This window comes from Fibrobacter sp. UBA4309, from assembly GCF_002395745.1.
GTDB lineage: Bacteria > Fibrobacterota > Fibrobacteria > Fibrobacterales > Fibrobacteraceae > Fibrobacter.
In genome coordinates this window covers 30,222-49,275 of sequence record NZ_DGUN01000049.1, presented here as the reverse complement: position 1 = coordinate 49,275, position 19,054 = coordinate 30,222, and the positions used below count along the sequence as shown (strand labels likewise).

Genomic DNA, 19,054 nt, shown 5'->3' with positions numbered 1-19,054 from the left:
AAGTAAGCAGTTTGTAAGTTTTTGTATAAACTTAAAAAATAAAGTTGTTTGTGAAGGTGGACTGGTACGATTTTACATAAGTGGGGAAAAGTATTATCATATTCATTGCGTAGTCCAAGAAAGGGGAACACAATGGCAAGTGGGATACTGGACTATGCAGGATTTTAATAAGAGGGTCGCCCCGGCAGCCTTTTTCTGTATATTCAGTATGCAAGGCGATTGACAAGGGTTTCCTTATGGAATCGTGCACTTGCGCCTGTAAGGGAATAAATGTATATTAGCGGTATGGTCAATTCAAAGGCGCTCCTGTCGAATGACGGGGGGTACATATCTTTCTCGTTTAACGGACGGACAATCCGGTTCAAGGGACCGTATAGTCTTGTTCGGATAGCGAGGGTCAAAGAATGGGACAACGGCTACCTTGTGGTCGATGCCGTCTATAGCCATAGCCAGGATAAGCTTGTCGAAGATTATATTGACTTGGTTCCGATACTGGAAAACCTTTATATTGACCCGAAAATTTTCTTGCAACCGATAAAGCCCGTCGAGGTGGAAAATGTCCGAGCTACAGCTTAAAGAGATTGCCGACAACGCCGACATGATTATCGCAAACTATTCGTTTACCGTTATGGAAAACGGCGACATCAAGATACTTTATCTAAGCAATCCTGACCAAGCCTGTGTGCTCAACAAAGATGGCGACATGATAATGTCTTCGATGGATGATGGCCGCCTCGCTCTTGTACAAGCCTATTACTTGAAAAACAAGGACTTGATTGGTAACGACTGATGCCGAAGTATTTCCCTTTCAAAATCGCGGGCTACTATCTCTATTTCACGATGGCGTGCATCGTCGAATGTATCTGGGGAAGCTTACAGAGATGCTTTTAAACAAGCTGCAAAATTTCTAACTGATGGATTTAATTGGACCATGCAGGAGTTTAATAAGAGGGCTGCATAACCCTTTATATACATGGTTCGATTTTCCCAAAGGTCGCTCTGGCGGCCTTTTCCGTACGATTCCTAGGGAAAATTGATTGTAGATAAGTTTAAGTCGCTGAAAATTTCCTATGAGAGCAACTCTTTTTCTAAATACCACTCAATCAGATATAGGGGAATGTTTTTCATCCTCGTCTCTTCACGATAATCCGCCATGGAAAAACGAAGTCCGTTCAGCTGGTTGTTTGCTTTAAGTACATAGGCAAGGGATTTCGCCTTCTGGTTCTCCTCCGCCTTAACCTCTACAGGATACACCCTTTCTGCCTGCAAGACAAGATCTATTTCGGAAGTCGAATTCTCGTTGGTGTAGTAATAGAGCGGCATGTCGGTGGAACATCGAATTTGCTGTTCAACGTACTGTTCCGTAAATGACCCCTTGTATTCTGTCAACAGTCGGGACTCGGCCAGGATTTCCTTGGCTGGAACGTTCGCGAGTGCGCCCAACAAGCCAAGGTCATTCAGGAATACCTTAAACGTATTTGAATCTTCATAAAACTTGAGAGGAATATCGAATTTTTTCACCCGGTGAACCTTATGAATGAGGCCTGCATCCATGAGCCACTGTATGGCATTTTCGTAGTCCTTGGCACGGGCCCCTTTCCGGAGGTATCCCCAAATGAACTTCTTGTTTTCTTTTGCAAGCTGACCGGGGACAGAATTCCATATCGCCCGAACCTTGGGCAGATCGTTTGACGGGATATGCTTTGAAAAGTCGTCATTATAGTCCATCAGTATTTTATTCTGGATTTCTCGGACTTCAAAAATGTCGCGACGCTTGGAATAGGCGTCCACGGCTAAGGGCATGCCGCCAACAAAGTAATACTCGCGTAGCAGATTAATCAATTTGTCCTTAATGACGAAATATTCGTTCCACTTGCCTTCTTCAAGGTAATCCGCCAGTGGCGATTCTCCCATCGCCAGCAAGAATTCCTTGAAGGACATCGGATAAAGACGAAGGCGGTCAACTTTTCCAACCGGGAAGCCTGTGCCGACGTGATTCTGCAATCCCAACAGAGAGCCCGCCACCGCAACATGAATATCCGGCCTATTTTCGCAAAAATATTTGAGTGCCGTCAAACCAGCGGGAACTTCCTGGATTTCGTCAAAAATTACGAGTGTCTCGTTCGGTAGAATTTTTTTTCCCGAATATGCAGAAAGGGCTGTCAGGATACGGTTCATGTCGTAGTCTACGAAAAGCGACTGGGCAAAGGCGTTCCGGTCACAGTTCACGTAGACCATGTCTTTATAGGATTTTTCGCCAAATTGACGCAAAATCCAGGTTTTCCCGACTTGCCGGGCCCCGTCCAGCACCAAGGGACATCTATTCGGGGAATCCTTCCAGGCTTGCAATTTTGTAAATAGGGATCGTTCCATGTTACGAAATATACGCTTTTCTAGGGGAAATTTCAACAAAATTATACATTTTTCTATGGGAAATTTGCTGCTTATTACTCATTTTTCTGCTGGAGTTCTCTTGAGAATCTGAGGTTTTGGCAGATTTTAAACGAAAATATTGTGAATTTGACGAAAAATATTGATTTTTGACGAATTTTTAATTGAATTTAACGAAAATGGGATTCGTCAAAAATGCTCGAAAAGAAACCCATACCTGGCAAATGCCCTCGAAGTCATAGGGCAGACGGAAAACCGCTATAGCGGAATCCCTACCATAAAGCATGCCATGGAAGAGGCCGGCCTGCAGCCACCCAAGTTCGAAAGCACCTACGGAGTGTTCCGTGTTACGTTGTACAACGCCATCGCGAAAAAAGAAGAACCCTTGACCCCGTTCCAGCAGAGTATCCTTGATTTTTGCACAAGGCCAAGGACACGCGGCGAACTGGAAGAGCGCTTCAAGGATGATATCACCATTGCCTACCTCATGACAAGGCACATTTTCCCGATGGTAGAGCGGGGCTTGTTGAAGTTATCCATACCGGACAAGCCCAAGAGCAAGAAACAGCAATTCGTGACGGTGAAGCCCTGATGCTGGCGTGTTGATTGTCTGAAAATTTCCTATGATTGGAGAGGTATGCCGGTATAAACAAAGCACAAATTTCCATGATTTTTGCGAGATAAGGGGTGGAATCAACCAAAAAATTGGCACCCCATGTTTGGATTTCTTAATTTACAAAGAAATTCTCGAAGTCTTTGACGGGAAATGGGCTAAAGGTACTGTTGGAACTGTCAAACATAAAACAAAGGAAATCAAGCCTGTAGGTTGGCCAATGTAGTTGGCGTTTGTCCTAACCAAAGTAAGCAGTTTGTAAGTTTTTGTATAAACTTTGAAAATAAAGTTGTTTGCGAAGGAGCCCCGTAGATACGGGGCTCCGTTTTTTATAAATTTGTCTCCATGCTTTTCAACAAATTTACTCGTTTGGTTGTCTTTACGATTGCATTCGCTTGTGCACACGCTGTCTCGGCGAATTTGCCTTCGCTGCCGATTGCAGATTCCGTTGTAGTCAAGAACCTGAATGTCAAGAATACTGAAATTCGCGACCTGCTCCAGGGCCTGGCTGTCCAGTACGGCTTGAACCTTTTCTTGGCTCCCGAGGTGAAGGGGCCTGTTACGGTAAACTTCAACAACCAGCCACTCAAGGAGGCGCTGCGCGTACTGCTCCAGGGCAACGGCTACGAGTATGTGCTGGATGGCGGGGTCATCCGCGTGCAGAAGCCTGTCGAAAAGGTGCCCGAGGCCCCCAGGCCGCCCGAAAAGCGCTTTATTGTGGGGTGGCAGTCGGATAACCTGACTATCGATGTCGAAGACGCCCCGCTAGACAAGGTTGTCCGCAGGATTGTGGAGATTACGGGCAAGAACATCCTGCTCGATCAGGGGTGCAACAAGCCGATTTCCGTTTTTGTCCAGAACTTGCCGTTTGAGCGCGCCGTGCGGCACCTGGCAGAAGCGGCAGAAGTGGACTACGAAGATGACGACGGCGTCATTTCGCTCAAGAAGGCTTCGTGGAATCTGAGCGGCAAGGGCGCCGAGGGGGGCAACAAGTTCAAGGTTCGCCTCACGAACGATTCCTTGCTGAGCATTGAGGCTGTCGATGCTTCGCTTGCCTCGCTGCTGAGCGAGGTGATGGCGCAGACCAAGCTGAACGCCATGGTTTACGGCAAACTGGAGGGCGCGGTCACGTCCCATATCGCGGGGATTCCCGTGCGCGATGCACTCAAGTACCTGTTCCGCGGCACTGCCTACACGTTCTGGGAACGCGACGGAGTCTATTTCATTGGCCCGCACGAGATGCAGACTGCGGACAATTCGCTGCTGATAAAGCTCAAGCACCTGCGCGCCGAGGATGTCATAAAGCTGTTGCCGACTTCGCTCACCAAGACTACGCAGATCCAGGTGGTCAAGTCGCAGAACGCCCTGATGGCGGTCGGCAGCTACGATGTGCTCGACGCGATTTCACAGTACGTGGACAAGATGGACTTGCCCGTGGCGCAGATTCTTATCGAGGTCCTTGTCGTGGACATGGATATCGAGAAGGGCCACAATCACGGCATGAACCTGCTGTTCGGCAAGGCTTCGCAGCACATGGGCTCCGAAATGCTGTTCCCGAATATCGACCAGACATTGAACGCGAAGCAGACGCAGAAGGCCATAAACGGAATCGGTCTAGGCGACGTGATTCACGTACCGAAGGACCTCGTGACAAAGATCGAGGCCATGGAACAGGAAAAGATTCTCGACGTGAAGGCGCGTTCGCAGATCGCGACACTCAACGGCGAGACGGCCGTGCTCACTATTGGCCAGACGCAGTATTACATGATGTCGTCCGAGGTGGACTACAACCAGGGCGATGCCGTGACATCGAAGACGACGCAGCGTTTCGAGCAGATCGAGGCGAATTCCAACATCACCGTCACGCCTTACGTGACGGGCGAAGGCGAGATTACCTGCGAAATCGTTCCGGACTTTTCTGAACCGGAAGGCAGCTTCAACAGTAGCGTGCCGCCGACTCTCAACAAGCGCTATGTCAAGTCGTCCGTAAGGTTGCGCGACGGCGAAACTATCGTCCTGGGCGGCATGGTAAAAGAAAGTGTGAATGATGTCCACCGCCAGGTCCCGTTCCTCGGTTCCATTCCCATTCTGGGCTGGCTGTTCAAGAATGTGGAACAGGTGCACAGCAAGAGCCAGCTGCTTATTTTCGTGACGCCGCATATCTACTACGGGGCCGAAGGCAGCGTCGATATCGCCGACGAAATCGAGCGTTCCAAGCAGCCGCTGGTTCCCAAGAAGAAGAAAAAGGCCGACAAGGCCGAGAAAGGAATGTCGGGGAGCAAGAAATAGTGTTTTCCCGGATGCGAAAAACCCTGGGCGTTGTTGCCGGCCGGTTCTGGTGGATCCTGGTCGTGGGCGATAGCCGCGGCGAAACGCCTGCCGTGCATATTCTGCGTGTTGTACGCGGTGTCGGCGGCAGTGCCGTGGACGTGTCCTTTTCGGGTACGCTCGAGGAATGTCGCCGGTTCCAGATGTCTGCCGGCGGTGCCGACGACGGCATCTTGCTGATGGACGACGCCACTCCCGTGAAGATTGTTTCGGACGGCCTGGATTCCCCGGTAGATTTTCCCGGTTATAAGGACGAGGATTTCGACAATGTGAAGGCGGTCAGCGGTGATTTTTCTGCAGTCGCCTTGCGTAGCGCCGTAGACAACATGGCGCAGGAGGTGCAGAAGGCCGGTTTCAGGATCCTGCTCCATGTGCCGTCGGTTTTTGCCTTGGCGGAACTGCTGGAATCGCCCGACGAGGAATCCCGTATCTTCACGAATGCCGAAAACGGGATGTCGAGCCTGATGCTGTTTTCGGGCGGACACCTGCTGGCAGGGTACAGGGTTCCCGGGGACAGCTGCGGCAACCTGGTGAAGTATGTTCGCGAAAGGTTCCTGCTGAAAGAGGCTCCGGAAGAAACGTTTGCGATGGACTATCCCGCACTTGCGCTGGCGCTTGCCGAGGATGCCTGGCTTTTCCGTACCGACGGGGTGCCGGCATTCCATACCCCGGCAGACAGGGCGTCGCTCAAGCGCATCCGCGAGGCGGCGCTTTTCCGCAGGGTTTCCAAGGCGTGTGCGGCTGTTTTGGTGCTTTCGTTTGTCGTGTTGTCGCTGTTCTGTGTCGGTGAGAACGTTTACGCGAACCGCTCCGAGTCGGTGGTCCATAATTTCAAGACGAGAATCCAGAAACAGAAGGATCTCGCCGCCGTTGTCGACAAGCTCGAAAAGGACAGGGCCCAGTCCGAGGAATTCCTGAAGCACAGGAGTTCCGTTTCGACGGCACTCGGGATTTTTGCAAAGCACGTTCCCGAAAACGTGTGGATTTCGCGCTGGGACTTGGCCGGCCGTAGCCATTCCGTGCAGGGCTATGCCGTAACCTCGGAAGATTTGTCCGGTTTCCTTGCGTCCTTGGAATCCGAACGGACGCTCGTGAACGTGCGGTTGCGTACAACCGAAAAGACGACCTGGAAAAAATACCAGGTAGTCCGTTTTAATTTGTCTGCGGAGGATGCCAGATGAGGTCTTTCCTTTCGCGAAACAAGTATGGAATCATGTCCCTTGTCGCGGTTGTCGTGACGTTGGCTGCCCTGGTGCTGTTTATTGTGCCGAAGGCTGCCGCCGTGGGAACCGAACTGGCCGAAATCCGTGCCGAAGTCCGCATTGCGGGTGCCGTGCAGGGGAACGTGGTGTCTCCGGATTCATTGATCGCGGAGTACAACAGGGTCTCTGCCCAGATAGAGAAATACGTGAGTGCGCAGGTGTCGTCTTCGAAGATCCTGACCTTCATTCACGGTTCTGCGGAACACGAAGGCGTTGCCTTGCGCGACCTTTCTACGGGAGATGTCTTCCGTTCGGCGGGCAAGGTCGAAATTCCGGTTACGTTCCGGGCGAACTCGTCTTTTGCCGCATTGCACAGGTTCCTGACCGATCTCGAAAACGGGGCCTATTGTACGCGGTTGCAGAGCGTGAACATGAACCGCGAAGAGAACGGCCGCGTGGAGGCCTCGGTGAGGCTTTCCGTGATGAGCAGGGGAGGCGCAGGTGAATAAGCTGCTGGTATTCATGGTGTCGGCGACTTTGCTGCTGTGGGGAGCATTCCTCTGGAAGATGTCGGACAAGGTCGATGGCGGCAAGACGGTAGAAGAAGTCGAAGTCAAGGGAAACCCGGACGAAGCTCTGGATATGCGCGGCCTTTTGGCCCGCCTGAAACCGCAGGAAATGCCGTCGAACGGCCTGCGCGATCCGTTCGGCCTCCCGAAACAGTATGTCGTCGTCCCGAAAGTTCCCCGTCGCGTGCAGAAACCGTCTGGAGAATCGCAGGACAAGGCTATTCCCGTCAAGCATCCCTCCATCCTGCTGGACGCGGTGCTCCCGGGCGACAATCCCGTCGCCATTCTGAAATTCCGGGGTGAATCGGCCGTGGTAAGCGTTGGACAGGAAGTTTGGGGCGTAGTCGTGGCCGCGATTAAGGGCGAGAAGGTTCTTCTGCGCGATGAAGCGGGCGATTTTTGGTTAAATTGACCCCGAATTTGCTATTTTAAAACTGTATGCGCAAGTTTGCCTTTTCTTTTGCGGCACTTTTTGCCGGTTTGTTCGCGGTGCAGTCCTATGCCCAGCCTCGAGACCTTTTTGCGGAATTCGAGGAAGAGGCGGCTGCGTCGTCTAGTTCCGTTGCCCCGGCCAGCTCGTCCGTGGCTATTGTAAGTTCGTCTTCTGTCTTACAGAGTTCTTCTTCGTCGGTCGTCGAGGTGTCTTCTTCGTCGGTCGTCGAAAGTTCCTCTTCGTCCGAACCGCTGTCGTCTTCGGCTCCCGAATCTTCGGCCGACAGTGCCGCTGTCGCTGCACCGGTCGCCCCGGCTGATTCCGCTGCTCCGGCGGATTCTGCTGCTTCGGCGGATTCTGCCGCCACGCAGGATTCCTCGTCTGTTGCCGCTGCGTATGCCGCTACCATGGATTCCGTCGTGGCCGCCTCCCGCGCGAACGACTCGCTCGCCGCGCTCAATTCCAGCAGTTCCGATGCCCTGAATATTTCTTCTTCTAGCATGAGCCGTCGCGATTTGCTCGGCCCGGTCAAGGTTTCCAAGGTGCACGGCATCGACGAGATGAAGGGCAAGTACAAGAGCCCGCGCAAGGCGCTGTTCATGTCTCTGGTTGTCCCGGGCAGCGGCCAGCTCTACGTGGGCGGATCCTCGTTCACCTACGTGCGCGGCGGTGTCTATCTGGCGCTCGAAGCCGCCCTCTGGGGCAGCTGGGCGTATTTCTCGGTTCACAAGTACAACGACCAGGTGGACAAGTACAAGAAGTTCGCGAAGAACCATTACTCCATCGGGCGTTACGAAATCGGCATGCGCGACCTGTACAAGCAGCTTTCCGACGAAACGGAAGAAACGCGCTTTGAAAACCGCTACATGAACTCCCGTGAAGATTTTTGCGAGGCGCTCTACGGCGATGCCAAGAGCTACGGCTGCTATGTCAAGGGCCAGCTGTTCTCGAACGACAAGAACCATTTGAACAAGTTCAAGGACCAGAAATCCCTTGGCGAAGAAGTCAAGGGGCTCAAGGACGTGTACGACATGTCGGCGCTTTATCAGGAAATTGCCGATAAGTCCTATGTTCTCGGATGGGAAGACGTTACGGACCAGGCTATCGCTATCAACCTGAATCTGGAAACGGACAATCCCTCGAACGGAACCGTGCCCCTTGGATCTTCCAAGTATCTCGACGAATACCGCAGCATGCGCAGCAAGGCCAACGACTACGCCGACATGCAGGCCTGGTTCTTTGGCGGCATTATCCTGAACCACATCATTTCTGCTGTCGATGCGGCCTTCACGGCGAATTCCCATAACAAGGCCCTCTATTCCGAAGACGTGTCCTGGTATGACAGGCTCCATTTCAACAGCTACATGAGCGTTGTCGACGGATTGGATGTCGGTGTCCAGGCCGGTTGGGGTTTCTAGTGAAGTTCCTGCTTGTCATTTTGCTGGCGGTGTCCTGCGCTTTCTCGCAGGTCGTCGTTTCTGTCGATGAAAGTGTCAGCAAGAACAAGGACAAGAACGTGTTTCTCGCCATTGGCGCTTCGGCACTTTTGCCGGGCATGGGCGAGATGTATCTTGGCGAAAGGAGCCTGGTGAAGCCGTTCCTGTGGACGGACCTCGGCTTGTGGGTCGTGGCTTTCAGCTCTTATGCGATAGGCGAGCGCTACCTGACTTCGGCGCACAATTACGCGGTGCGCCATGCCGGACTCACGACATCGAGCAAGAAGGTTTCCCTGCTGAATACCGTGGGCGACTACCGTAGCCGCAGCGGCGTTGCCGGGCAGAACTCTTCTCCCGACATGGATGAAGACTACAACCAGGCCATGATTCGTTCGGGCAAGGCCATCGACGACGAGTTCGACGAAGACATCCAGTGGGACTGGGGTTCCAGCGACAATCCTGAAACTAGCGACCATATTGATGAATTCAAGAGCCGCATGCGCCATTACCGCATTAGCCGTATCGTTTTCCAGGCCTCGGTGGGCGCTCTCGTGCTGAACCGCGTCATTTCTGTGCTGGACGCTATCCGTGTGTACCGCAAGACCTCGAGCAGGTCCTTCTCCGAAAGGCTGGAGTTTGCTCCGGAATTCTATGACGACGGCGGCGGCTTGCTGCTGAACGTGAAATTCTAGGCGGGGTGACGGTGACTGGTGCGCAGGGTTGGATTCTATCCGGAGCGCTAGCCCTCTTTTTGTTTTTGGGCGCCTGTAGCAACAGCGAATCCTATTCGGAAATCCCCGAAACGGACGAACCCGAAATAGAAGTGCCCGACCTGGAGTGGACATGGATTCCCTATGATTCGGAACTCCTGCGGATTACGGGGCGTACCAATTTTGAAAAGGGCGATTTCGTCATTCTCTCCTGGTCGTCGTCGGCTATTACGGTAGGCTTTACGGGGACTGCCGTCGAGGCGTCGCTCTGGACTGGCGATACGGTTTTCCTGGATGTCTTTGTGGATGGGGAAGAAGACCCTTCTTCTTTTGTGAGGGTCTCCAATCCCAATCTCGATTCGGCCCTGATTCCCGTTGTTTCCGGCCTGCGCTATGGCCCGCACGTAGTCACGCTGTATAAGAGGTCCGAGGCCAAATTCGGTGACCTGTATTTTTGGGGGCTGCGCGTCTTGGGAGAAGCGGACAAGGCGTTGTTGCCTGCGCCGCCTGAGCACAAGATTGAATTTATCGGGAATTCCATTACCTGCGGGAGCGACGTGCTGGTTTCTGTGCAGGGGGGACCCTTTAAGCTGGAGTACGAAAGCTCGTATTACGGCTATGCCGGACAGACGGCCAGGATTCTCAATGCGGAAATACATAACATTTGCAATGGCGGCCATGGCGTCTATGTCAACTATGACGGGTCTACCGGCTTTCTTCTTCCCTTTGTGTACAACAGGACCGGTGCATTGCCGTATGTCGCCTTCCCCTGGGATCACGATAAATGGCATCCGGATATGGTGGTGGTGAACCTGGGGACGAACGATTTTGCGAGCGGCAAGAACGATTCTACCGGGTTCGTGAACGCCACGGTCAAGTTTATCCGCCGTATCCGTTCGTACCATCCGGAAGCGAAAATCGTCCTGCTCGACGGCCCGATGCTGACCGGGAACTATATGGCCCGGTGCCGCCAGTACCTGGATGTGGCGAAGGAGACCCTCGAGGGCCTGGGCATAAGGGATTTGTACCGGTTCTCGCTGGAGCCGAAGGGTGAATCCCCGATAGATCTTTATTACCATCCGAACAAGAAAGAGGCCGCTGTAGACGCAGAGCGGCTGAGCGCATGGATACGTTCGGAATTTGGCTGGGAATAGGGGAAAGGGGCATTTTTTTCTAAATTAACATAACTATGCAACGCTTCGGCTAGGTTGGGCATCTAAATTTAAAACTCGAGCTTATTGATTCTGTATGCGATTTTTTTTGAAAACGACTGCTTGCCTGGGCGCTATAGCCCTTGTGGCTTGTTCCGGCGGTGATTCCGGTGCGAAGGGTGCCGGCGGTAAGGGCGCCCCTGGCGGTAAGGGTGGCCCGGGAGGCAAGCCGGCCCGCGAGATTGCGGTAGAAGGCTACATTGCCAAGGCCCACGAGGGCGGCAAGATTTTCTCCGCGATGGCGACGCTCGAACCCCTCAACAGCGTGGAATTGACTGCGGCGACATCCGGCAGGCTCACGAACCTCTATGCGAAGGACGGTGCCCAGGTGCAGAAGGGAACGCTCCTGGCAAAGATTGACGATTCGGAACTCAGGGCCCAGCTCAAGCAGGCTGAATCGAACCAGCAGCTCGCCCAGCAGAAATACGACCGGGCGAAATCTCTATACGAGAAGGATGGTGCGACGAAGGCCGACATGGAAGCGGCGGAAGCAACGCTTAAGTCTGCAGAAGCGTCGGTGGAACTCATCAAGGCGCAAATCGCGAAGACCGAAGTTCGTGCCCCGTTCGCAGGCAAGCTCGGTTTCGTGAACGTTTCGGTGGGCGCGTGGCTCACGACGGGGACCTCGGTCGCGACCCTCAGCGAAGTGAAGAAGTTGAAGGCGAAATTCGCGCTCCCGCAGCGCTACGCGTCGGCACTCAAGGTGGGCGATGCCGTGGAACTCAAGGACGAGGAACGCAATGTTTCGGCAAACGGCAAGGTGAAGGCTCTCGAGGCAGGGCTTTCGGAATCGAGCCGTACGCGCCAGGTACTGGTGGAAGTCGATAATGCGAAGGGCGAACTCCTGGCGGGTTCGTACGCGAAGGTGAACGTGACTATGCAGGCGGGTGTGGCAAAGAGCATGCCTGTGCCGGCCGAGGCGTTCACGCTCGACAAGGACGGCGCCTACGTGTTCGTGGCTACGGGCGGGAAGGCGAAAATCAAGCATGTGCAGACCGGGCTACGCACGCCGATTACGGTCGATGTGACCGGAGGGCTCGACGAGGGCGATACCGTGATTACATCCGGCCTCATCAGCCTGCGCGAAGGGATTTCCGTGCGTATCCGCGAAATCCGCCACAATGCCGATTACGAAGTGGAGTAGGTGAGCGATGAGTGTTGCTAACCTTTCCGTACGCCGCCCGGTACTCATGACGGTGATGGCCCTTGTCATCATCCTGCTGGGCGCGTTCGGAGCCACCAACCTGGGCGTGCGCGAATACCCGAACGTCGATTACCCTCTCATCCAGGTGCGTACTTCTTACCCGGGCGCTAACGCCGCGGTGGTGGAAGCCGAAGTCACCGAAATCCTGGAAGCCTCCATCAACAGTGCATCGGGCATCAAGGCGCTCACCTCCACGAGCCGCGACGGGTCCTCGTTCATCAATATCGAATTCGAGACGGGCATGGATTTGGAAGCGGCCGCCAACGAAATCCGCGACCGCGTGAGCCGCGTACGCCGCAGGCTCCCCGACGACGTGGACGAGCCGACGGTATACAAGTCCGACAGCGACAACGACCCGATATTGATGGTGAGCCTCGTGAGCGACAAGCTCGACCCGATGGAAGTTTCCGAAATCGCGAACAACTTTGTGAAGGAACGCCTGCAGACGATTAATGGAGTCTCGGAAGTTGCCATCTGGGGCGAAAAGCGCCCGACGGTGCGCCTGTGGATTGACCCGGTGCGCTTGCAAGCCCTTGGTGTCTCGGGTGCCGAGATGTCGGCGGCGCTGAGCCGTGGCAACCTGGAACTGCCCTCGGGCTCTATCGAAGGTAGCGAGACGACTCTTTCCATCCGTACGCTGGGCCGCATTCTCGACCCTAAGGCGTTCGAGAACATTGCGGTGAAGAAGGCTGCCGACGGCACCGTCATCCGCATTTCCGATGTGGCGGATATCCATTACGAACCGAAGGACACGCGTACCGGCTTCCGCCGTAACGGCAAGAATTCCATCACGCTCGCCCTGATGGCGCAGCCGGGCTCTAACCACGTGGAAATCGCCAACGAGTTCTACAAGCGCGTGGAAGACATCCGTCGCGAGATTCCCGAAGGCGTGCAGGTGCTTTACGGGCGCGATACCTCCATCAACATCCGCGCCTCCATCAAGGAAGTGGTGGAGACCATCTTTATCGCGTTCCTCCTGGTGATCGGGATTATCTTCGCTTTCTTGCGCCAGGCCCGTACGACGCTCATCCCGATGGTGGTGGTGCCGGTGGCCGTTATCGGTAGCTTCTTCGTGCTGTACCTTTGCGGGTTCAGTATCAACGTGCTGACCTTGCTTGCGATGGTCCTGGCGATTGGCCTTGTGGTTGACGACGCCATCGTGATTGTGGAGAACATCTACCACAAGATTGAACGCGGCATGACGCCCAAGCAGGCGGCTGTGGCGGGGACGAACGAAATCTTTTTTGCGGTGATTGCGACCTCGGTCGTTTTGATGGCGGTGTTCGTGCCGGTGCTTGCGCTGGGCGGTACCACGGGCCTCCTGTTCCGCGAGTTCGTCGCGGTGATGATCGGTACGGTGTTCCTTTCTACGCTTTGCGCTCTCACGCTTTCGCCGATGCTGTGTTCCAAGTTCTTGAGCCGCCAGAAGCAGGGATGGTTCTTCCGCGTTACCGAGCCGTTCTTCGACTGGCTCAACCGCGGTTACTCTGTTCTTTTGGGACTGTTCCTCAAGCTGCGCTTCTTGCTTTTCCCGGTGGTGCTCGGGCTTTTGGCCATCGCCTATTTCTGCTTCAACAACATGAGTAGCGAAATGGCGCCTACGGAAGATTCCAACGCGGTCATGGTGAACCTGAACATGCCCGAGGGCGTGACGCTCACGCGCACCAAGCGCATGGCCGACGCCTTTGCCGAAGAAGTCATCGCGCTCATGGATACCAACGAGTATACCGAAATCCAGGCGGGTGCGTGGAACGCGGGTAACTCGAGGATGCGCATCTTCTTGAACGACGACAAGGATGCGCGCCGCCCGCAGAGCGAGATTGCCCGTGCCATCCAGGTGCTCGGTAACGAATACCCCGACTTGCGCGTGATGGTTTTCGAACCGCAGAGCATCAGTACGCAGCGCGGCGGCCTTCCGGTACAGTTCGTGCTGCAGGCCCCGAATATCGAAATTCTCCGCACGCTCGTGCCCAAGTTCGAAGAAGAGGCGAGCAAGAGTCCCGTGTTCAGCGTGGTGAATACGAACTTGCGCTTTACCAAGCCGGAACTGCATATCGAGATTCTGCGCGACAAGGCGAACGAAGAAGGCGTTTCGGTGAACGACATCGCGCAGGCGGTGCAGCTCGCGATTAGCGACCAGAGCTACGGCGAGTTCTACAAGGACGGACGCCAGTACGATATCATCGGTGCGGTGGGGTACCAGTACCGCAGCATGCCCGAGAACATCGCGATGCTTACCGTCAAGAACGGCAAGGGCGAACTCGTGAGCCTTGATAACTTCATCACGTTCAGCGAGCAGTCCGCATCGCCGTCGCTACCGCGATTCAACCGATTCTCTGCGGCCACCATCCAGGCGGGCCTCGTGCCCGGCAAGACGATTGGCGACGGCGTGGAAGAGATGCGCCGCATCGCGAAGCGCCTGTTGAAGGATTTCCCGAACGTGAGTACGGCTTTGAGCGGATCCTCGAAGGAGTTCGAGGAAAGTTCCAGCGGGCTCTACATCGTGTTCCTCTTGGCGCTTGCGCTCGTGTTCCTGGTGCTTGCCGGGCAGTTTGAAAGTTTCCGTGCGCCGTTCGTCATCTTCTTTACGGTGCCGCTCGCCTTGGCGGGTGCGCTCGCCTGCCTGTTCATCACGGGGCAGACGCTCAACATCTTCAGCGAAATTGCCCTCATATTGCTTGTGGCCCTCGTGACGAAGAACGGCATCTTGATCGTGGAATTTGCTAACCAGATTGCGGCGAATACCGGTTGCGGGAAGCTCGAGGCGGCTAGGCAAGCGGCGGAACGCCGCTTCCGCCCAATTTTGATGACGAGCCTTTCTACGGTATTGGGCGCGGTGCCGCTCATCATGACCGGCACGCCCAGCCGCATCGCGATGGGTATAGCCATCGCCGGCGGACTTACGTTCGCGACGTTCCTCTCGCTGTTCATTGTGCCTGCGGCTTATAGCTTCTTTGCTGGCAGGGTCAGACTCGATGCCATGAAAAGCACCGACGCAAGCAAGATGGCGTAGTTAGGCCTGCTTGCTTGCCCTTATCGCGTGCGGAGTGACCTCCATGAGCAGGATAAAGGCTAGAAGGCATTTTACGGAAATAACGGCGGCGTTGAATGTGCCGTGCTGGGTTAGGTCCATCAGGGTTATTAAGGTCGTTGTCGCCATACCAAACAGAATCCCATTCGTTGAAGAGTGGACTTTTCCTAAACACCATATTTTAATATAAATACAGATTCTTCAGTTGTCTATACGTTTCCCTATTTTTTACAAAGACGCGTTGAACGGGAAACAATAGTGAAAATTATTTTACCATTTGAAAGACTTTTTCGTCTTTTTTGCTCATTCCGTACCTTGTTCGTAGTATCGCTTCCTTGTGCAGCGAGTCGTTCTTGAGGCGCTCGATTTCCAGCTTGTGGCTCTCGATGACCTTCTGCAGGGAGTCGATTTGCTCCTGGTATAGGGCGATATTGCGCTTTACCTGTTGCTGGCGCGGAATGCTGTTCTGCCCGAAAATGAGCTGCATGGCCATAAGGGCAATCAGCAGTGTGATTGCGATGAGTATGGCGTAAAACCTCTTGTGCATCATGCAGCTCCGTTGAAGTGGAAAAGGAAATTATCCTCGGTATGGGCGAGACCTGCGATTTCCAGTTCTGTCAATATAGCTAAAAGTTCGCCGGTTTTGAACCCTGAATCTGACACCAGTTCGTCAAAAGTTTTGCGGAAACCGTTGAATTTGGCGAATAACGCCTTTGCCGGGTCGCTCAGGTTGCATCCGATAGCCGAAAGTGCGGCAACGCTCTGTCCGTCCCGTTTAGGGAATCCTAGCAGTTCACGGAGGCTTTCTGGACGGAATACGGGGCGGGCGCGTCCTTGGTCGAGCAGCATGTTTGGACCGCTCGCGACCTCGTTGTCGAAATCGCCGGGAACGGCGAAGAGAGGCTTGCCTTCCTTGATGCAGAATTCTCCGGTAAGCAGTGCCCCGCCGCTCGATCGGCTCTGTACGATGACCGTGGCGCAGCTCATGCCGCAGATGACCTTGTTGCGGGTAGGGAAGTTCCCCTTGTAGGCGGGCTCGTCGGGATCGAACTGCGAGACGATGGCGCCTCCCGATTCCAGGATGCGCTCGGCAAGTCTGCCACGGGAGCCTTCGACCCGTGTGGCAAGTCCCTGTGCGAGAACGGCGATAGTCGGGATGCCGGCGTCGAGTGCGGCTTCGTGGCATAGGCTGTCGATGCCCTGGGCTAGTCCGGAAACGATAACGGCGTTAGTGCCGGCCAGCGAGTGGACCAGCTTTTTACAGAGTTCTCTGGCGCTGTTGCTCGGCCTGCGCGTGCCGACCATCGCGACTCCCGTGTAATGCACGGCCCTGTCGCAATCATCGGCGGTAGGAGGGGGCAACGAACCGGAAACATACAGTTTTTCGGGACGGTATTTGGATAATCCGAGAGTGAGCGGATACTGCTCCCTGGGCAGGAGCGAAAAATTATTGGATTTCATGGATTCCCTTTACTTGCGGGAAATCTATAAACGCGGCGCGTCGACGGATGTCGCCCGCCTGCCGCTCGCCCGGACTAGCAGTTTGCTGCAAGAGTCTGAATTTGCCAAGGCCCGTGAATAATATAGTAATGTGGAATGTGGGGTGTGGGGTGATGGATCCTCCTCGCTAGGCTCGGAGGATGACGGGCCAAGGATGACACTGCCTACTGTCTACTCAACCACTTCCTATTTCCTACTGCGGCATAGCCGCGCACATTTCTATCTTTACCACCATGAAGTACACGTTCGATGATTTGGTCAACATTCTCAAGCGCCTCCGTGCCGAAGACGGATGCCCGTGGGACCGCGCTCAGGACACGCATTCGCTGTTGCCGTACCTCGTGGAAGAAAGCAGCGAGTTCATCGATGCCGCGATGGAAGGCGACAAGGCCCACATGTGCGAGGAGCTGGGCGACGTGCTGTTGCAGGTCGTTTTCCATGCGCAGGTCTGCAAGGAAAGCGGCGATTTCACCATTGACGACGTGGTACAGGGAATCTGCGAGAAGATGATCCGCAGGCATCCGCATGTATTCGGAAACGCCCACGTAGATACGGCGAGCGACGTGAGCCGCCGTTGGGAAAAGATCAAGGCCCAGGAGGCCACGCACAAGAAAGATGCCGAAAAGTCGATTATGGACAAAGTAAGCAAAAGCATGCCTACGCTTGCACGCAGCCAGGATATCATACGCCGCGTGGCGAAGGTCGGCTTCGACTGGGGCGAGGCCGCTCCCGTGTTCGACAAGGTTCAGGAAGAGTTTGCGGAGTTCCGTGCCGAAATGCAGAAGGTGACTCCCGAAGATAAGAATATCGACCGCCTGGAAGACGAATTCGGCGACATCATGTTCAGCCTGGTGAACGTCGCGCGTCATTGCGGCTTCAATGCGAATGTCGCGCTCCAGCGTGCCAACAGCAAGTTCGAAAAGCGTTTCCGCGAGGTGGAACGCCTTGCCGCGGAGAAAGGTAAGTCGTTGAGTGACTTTGGGCTAGCCGGATTACAGGAACTCTGGAAAATTGCCAAGAAAAACGCCTAAGTCTAATTTGGAATATGAATTCTTGGAATATCGTTTTTCAAGAATTCGTGTTCCGGCCCGAAAAAAAATCGTTACTTTAAAGATGTGCTTCAAGTAAGTCCTGGTTCTAGAGAAGGGAGGCCGGATCGAACCGCGGGGTAGGACATACTCGAAGCACTTTTCTGTTCCATAAAAAAAGCCCGAAGGAGTTGTCCTTCGGGCTTTTCGTAATGTCGCAATCGATCAAGAGCGACAAACGACTTGGATTAACCGCGCTGGTTGACCTTGTCGCCGTACTTCTTGATGAGTTCTTCCTGGATGTTCTTCGGAACCGGAGCGTACTTGGCGAATTCCATGGTGAATTCGGCCTTGCCCTGGGTCATGGAACGCAGGTCGGTAGCGTAACCGAACATTTCGGAAAGCGGGACTTCGGCGGTGATGGTCGTCGTGCCCATTTCTTCGCTCGTTCCGGTGATGGAACCGCGGCGCTGGGAGACGTTACCGACGACGTTACCCTGGAATTCCGTCGGGGTGGCGATTTCGACCTTCATGATCGGTTCAAGAATCTGGGGGCCAGCCTTGGCGAAAGCTTCGCGGAAAGCCATGCGGGCGCAAATCTGGAACGCCATGTCAGAGGAGTCGACCGGGTGGAAGGCACCATCCTGGACTTCCATTTCGATGCCGACAACCGGGAACCCGATGAGGGAACCGGCTTCCATGCAGCTCTGGAAACCCTTGTCGCAAGACGGGATGTATTCCTTCGGAATGCGGCCGCCGACAACGGAGTTGATGAAGTTGTAGACCTTTTCGGAGTCGCCTTCGACAGGCATCGGGCGCATCACGCCGGACATCTTGGCGAACTGACCCGAACCACCGGTCTGCTTCTTGTGGGTGTATTCGAACTTGGCTTCGCGAGTGATGGTTTCGCGGTAGGCCACCTGCGGAGCACCGGTCTGGACGTCGACCTTGTATTCGCGGCGCATACGTTCGATGTACACGTCGAGGTGAAGTTCGCCCATGCCCTTGATGATGGTTTCGCCGGATTCCTTGTTGACTTCGACCTGGAACGTCGGGTCTTCCTTGGTGAAGCGGTTGAGGGCCTTCGACATGTTGTCGAGGTCGTCGCGGTTCTTGGCTTCGATAACAAGTTCGATAACCGGGTTAGGAACGTGCATGGAAGTCATGTTGTAGTGGTTCTTGCCGTCGGTGAAGGTCGTACCGGAAGCGCAGTCGATACCGAACAGTGCGACGATGTCGCCGGCGCCGGCTTCGGTGATATCCACCATTTCGTCGGCGTGCATACGCACGAGACGGCCCACGGACACCTTCTTGCCGGTGGCCATGTTGGTGATCATGTCGCCCTTCTTGAGCTGGCCCTGGTACACGCGGATGTAGGTGAGCTGGCCATAGCGGTCG

General features: G+C 54.5%; 18 protein-coding genes. 14 read left to right on the top strand and 4 right to left on the bottom strand.

Going from position 1 to position 19,054, the window contains the following annotated elements; translation table 11 throughout:
- Positions 1–285 precede the first annotated feature (285 nt).
- The gene (locus B3M32_RS06305) at positions 286–576 is read left to right on the top strand and encodes a DUF7724 family protein (protein ID WP_290744323.1); all 291 of its coding nucleotides are present in this window, start codon (positions 286–288) and stop codon (positions 574–576) included.
- Positions 557–790 (top strand): DUF7723 family protein, encoded by a 234-nt coding sequence (locus tag B3M32_RS06300; protein WP_173542404.1) that lies wholly within the window; start codon positions 557–559, stop codon positions 788–790. The genes B3M32_RS06305 and B3M32_RS06300 overlap by 20 nt, the downstream gene beginning before the upstream one ends.
- Positions 791–1,068: 278 nt before the next feature.
- On the opposite strand, the gene B3M32_RS06295 is transcribed toward B3M32_RS06300, so the two are convergent.
- A complete protein-coding gene (locus tag B3M32_RS06295) occupies positions 1,069–2,373 on the bottom strand; it encodes an ATP-binding protein (RefSeq protein ID WP_290744319.1) in 1,305 nt (434 codons plus the stop codon).
- Between the two features lie 160 nt (positions 2,374–2,533).
- On the opposite strand from B3M32_RS06295, the gene B3M32_RS06290 reads away from it, so the two are divergent.
- From B3M32_RS06290 to B3M32_RS06245, 10 genes are all read left to right on the top strand, one after another.
- Positions 2,534–2,983: an ATP-binding protein gene (locus B3M32_RS06290; protein ID WP_290744317.1), complete on the top strand. Its 450-nt coding sequence runs from the start codon at positions 2,534–2,536 to the stop codon at positions 2,981–2,983.
- Positions 2,984–3,349: 366 nt separating this feature from the next.
- Positions 3,350–5,293 (top strand): secretin and TonB N-terminal domain-containing protein, encoded by a 1,944-nt coding sequence (locus B3M32_RS06285; RefSeq protein ID WP_290744315.1) that lies wholly within the window; start codon positions 3,350–3,352, stop codon positions 5,291–5,293.
- Positions 5,294–5,304: 11 nt separating this feature from the next.
- A complete protein-coding gene (locus tag B3M32_RS06280; RefSeq protein WP_290744313.1) occupies positions 5,305–6,513 on the top strand; it encodes a PilN domain-containing protein in 1,209 nt (402 codons plus the stop codon).
- Positions 6,510–7,043, top strand: coding sequence for a hypothetical protein (locus tag B3M32_RS06275; RefSeq protein ID WP_290744311.1), 534 nt, complete (start codon positions 6,510–6,512; stop codon positions 7,041–7,043). The genes B3M32_RS06280 and B3M32_RS06275 overlap by 4 nt, the downstream gene beginning before the upstream one ends.
- A complete protein-coding gene (locus tag B3M32_RS06270; protein ID WP_290744309.1) occupies positions 7,036–7,515 on the top strand; it encodes a hypothetical protein in 480 nt (159 codons plus the stop codon). The genes B3M32_RS06275 and B3M32_RS06270 overlap by 8 nt, the downstream gene beginning before the upstream one ends.
- Before the next feature lie 26 nt (positions 7,516–7,541).
- Complete coding sequence (locus tag B3M32_RS06265) at positions 7,542–8,954, top strand: hypothetical protein (RefSeq protein WP_290744307.1); 1,413 nt, start codon at positions 7,542–7,544, stop codon at positions 8,952–8,954.
- Positions 8,954–9,664, top strand: a complete 711-nt coding sequence (locus B3M32_RS06260) for a hypothetical protein (protein ID WP_290744305.1) — start codon at positions 8,954–8,956, stop codon at positions 9,662–9,664. Before B3M32_RS06265 ends, B3M32_RS06260 begins: the two co-directional genes overlap by 1 nt.
- 11 nt (positions 9,665–9,675) lie before the next feature.
- A complete protein-coding gene (locus B3M32_RS06255) occupies positions 9,676–10,836 on the top strand; it encodes an SGNH/GDSL hydrolase family protein (RefSeq protein WP_290744303.1) in 1,161 nt (386 codons plus the stop codon).
- 106 nt (positions 10,837–10,942) lie between these two features.
- Positions 10,943–12,037, top strand: a complete 1,095-nt coding sequence (locus B3M32_RS06250) for an efflux RND transporter periplasmic adaptor subunit (RefSeq protein ID WP_290744301.1) — start codon at positions 10,943–10,945, stop codon at positions 12,035–12,037.
- Between the two features lie 7 nt (positions 12,038–12,044).
- On the top strand, positions 12,045–15,110 hold the full coding sequence (locus B3M32_RS06245; protein WP_290744299.1) for an efflux RND transporter permease subunit: 3,066 nt from the start codon (positions 12,045–12,047) through the stop codon (positions 15,108–15,110).
- Between the two features lie 283 nt (positions 15,111–15,393).
- Here B3M32_RS06245 and B3M32_RS06240 read toward each other — a convergent pair whose 3' ends face one another.
- Positions 15,394–15,675 carry an FtsB family cell division protein gene (locus B3M32_RS06240; protein ID WP_290744297.1) on the bottom strand — a complete coding sequence of 94 codons (282 nt, stop codon included), beginning with the start codon at positions 15,673–15,675 and terminating at the stop codon, positions 15,394–15,396.
- The gene (locus B3M32_RS06235) at positions 15,675–16,589 is read right to left on the bottom strand and encodes a DNA-processing protein DprA (RefSeq protein WP_290744295.1); all 915 of its coding nucleotides are present in this window, start codon (positions 16,587–16,589) and stop codon (positions 15,675–15,677) included. Before B3M32_RS06235 ends, B3M32_RS06240 begins: the two co-directional genes overlap by 1 nt.
- On the opposite strand from B3M32_RS06235, the gene B3M32_RS06230 reads away from it, so the two are divergent.
- Both B3M32_RS06230 and mazG read left to right on the top strand, forming a co-directional pair.
- Positions 16,588–16,710 carry a hypothetical protein gene (locus B3M32_RS06230; protein WP_290744293.1) on the top strand — a complete coding sequence of 41 codons (123 nt, stop codon included), beginning with the start codon at positions 16,588–16,590 and terminating at the stop codon, positions 16,708–16,710. The two genes, B3M32_RS06235 and B3M32_RS06230, sit on opposite strands and share 2 nt — an antisense overlap.
- A gap of 151 nt (positions 16,711–16,861) precedes the next feature.
- The gene (gene mazG, locus B3M32_RS06225) at positions 16,862–17,659 is read left to right on the top strand and encodes a nucleoside triphosphate pyrophosphohydrolase (RefSeq protein WP_290744291.1); all 798 of its coding nucleotides are present in this window, start codon (positions 16,862–16,864) and stop codon (positions 17,657–17,659) included.
- Between the two features lie 245 nt (positions 17,660–17,904).
- Here mazG and B3M32_RS06220 read toward each other — a convergent pair.
- Positions 17,905–19,054 (bottom strand): elongation factor G (locus B3M32_RS06220; RefSeq protein ID WP_290744289.1); only part of this gene is annotated, 1,150 nt, incomplete at its 5' end.

Coding starts and splice junctions, on each gene's coding strand:
- B3M32_RS06230 (WP_290744293.1), top strand. CDS start 16,588: ATGGATTCCCTTTACTTGCGGGAAATCTATAAACGCGGCGCGTCGACG.
- B3M32_RS06235 (WP_290744295.1), bottom strand. CDS start 16,589: ATGAAATCCAATAATTTTTCGCTCCTGCCCAGGGAGCAGTATCCGCTC.
- B3M32_RS06280 (WP_290744313.1), top strand. CDS start 5,305: ATGCGAAAAACCCTGGGCGTTGTTGCCGGCCGGTTCTGGTGGATCCTG.
- B3M32_RS06300 (WP_173542404.1), top strand. CDS start 557: ATGTCCGAGCTACAGCTTAAAGAGATTGCCGACAACGCCGACATGATT.
- B3M32_RS06305 (WP_290744323.1), top strand. CDS start 286: ATGGTCAATTCAAAGGCGCTCCTGTCGAATGACGGGGGGTACATATCT.
- B3M32_RS06265 (WP_290744307.1), top strand. CDS start 7,542: ATGCGCAAGTTTGCCTTTTCTTTTGCGGCACTTTTTGCCGGTTTGTTC.
- B3M32_RS06285 (WP_290744315.1), top strand. CDS start 3,350: ATGCTTTTCAACAAATTTACTCGTTTGGTTGTCTTTACGATTGCATTC.
- B3M32_RS06275 (WP_290744311.1), top strand. CDS start 6,510: ATGAGGTCTTTCCTTTCGCGAAACAAGTATGGAATCATGTCCCTTGTC.
- B3M32_RS06245 (WP_290744299.1), top strand. CDS start 12,045: ATGAGTGTTGCTAACCTTTCCGTACGCCGCCCGGTACTCATGACGGTG.
- B3M32_RS06295 (WP_290744319.1), bottom strand. CDS start 2,373: ATGGAACGATCCCTATTTACAAAATTGCAAGCCTGGAAGGATTCCCCG.
- B3M32_RS06240 (WP_290744297.1), bottom strand. CDS start 15,675: ATGCACAAGAGGTTTTACGCCATACTCATCGCAATCACACTGCTGATT.
- mazG (WP_290744291.1), top strand. CDS start 16,862: ATGAAGTACACGTTCGATGATTTGGTCAACATTCTCAAGCGCCTCCGT.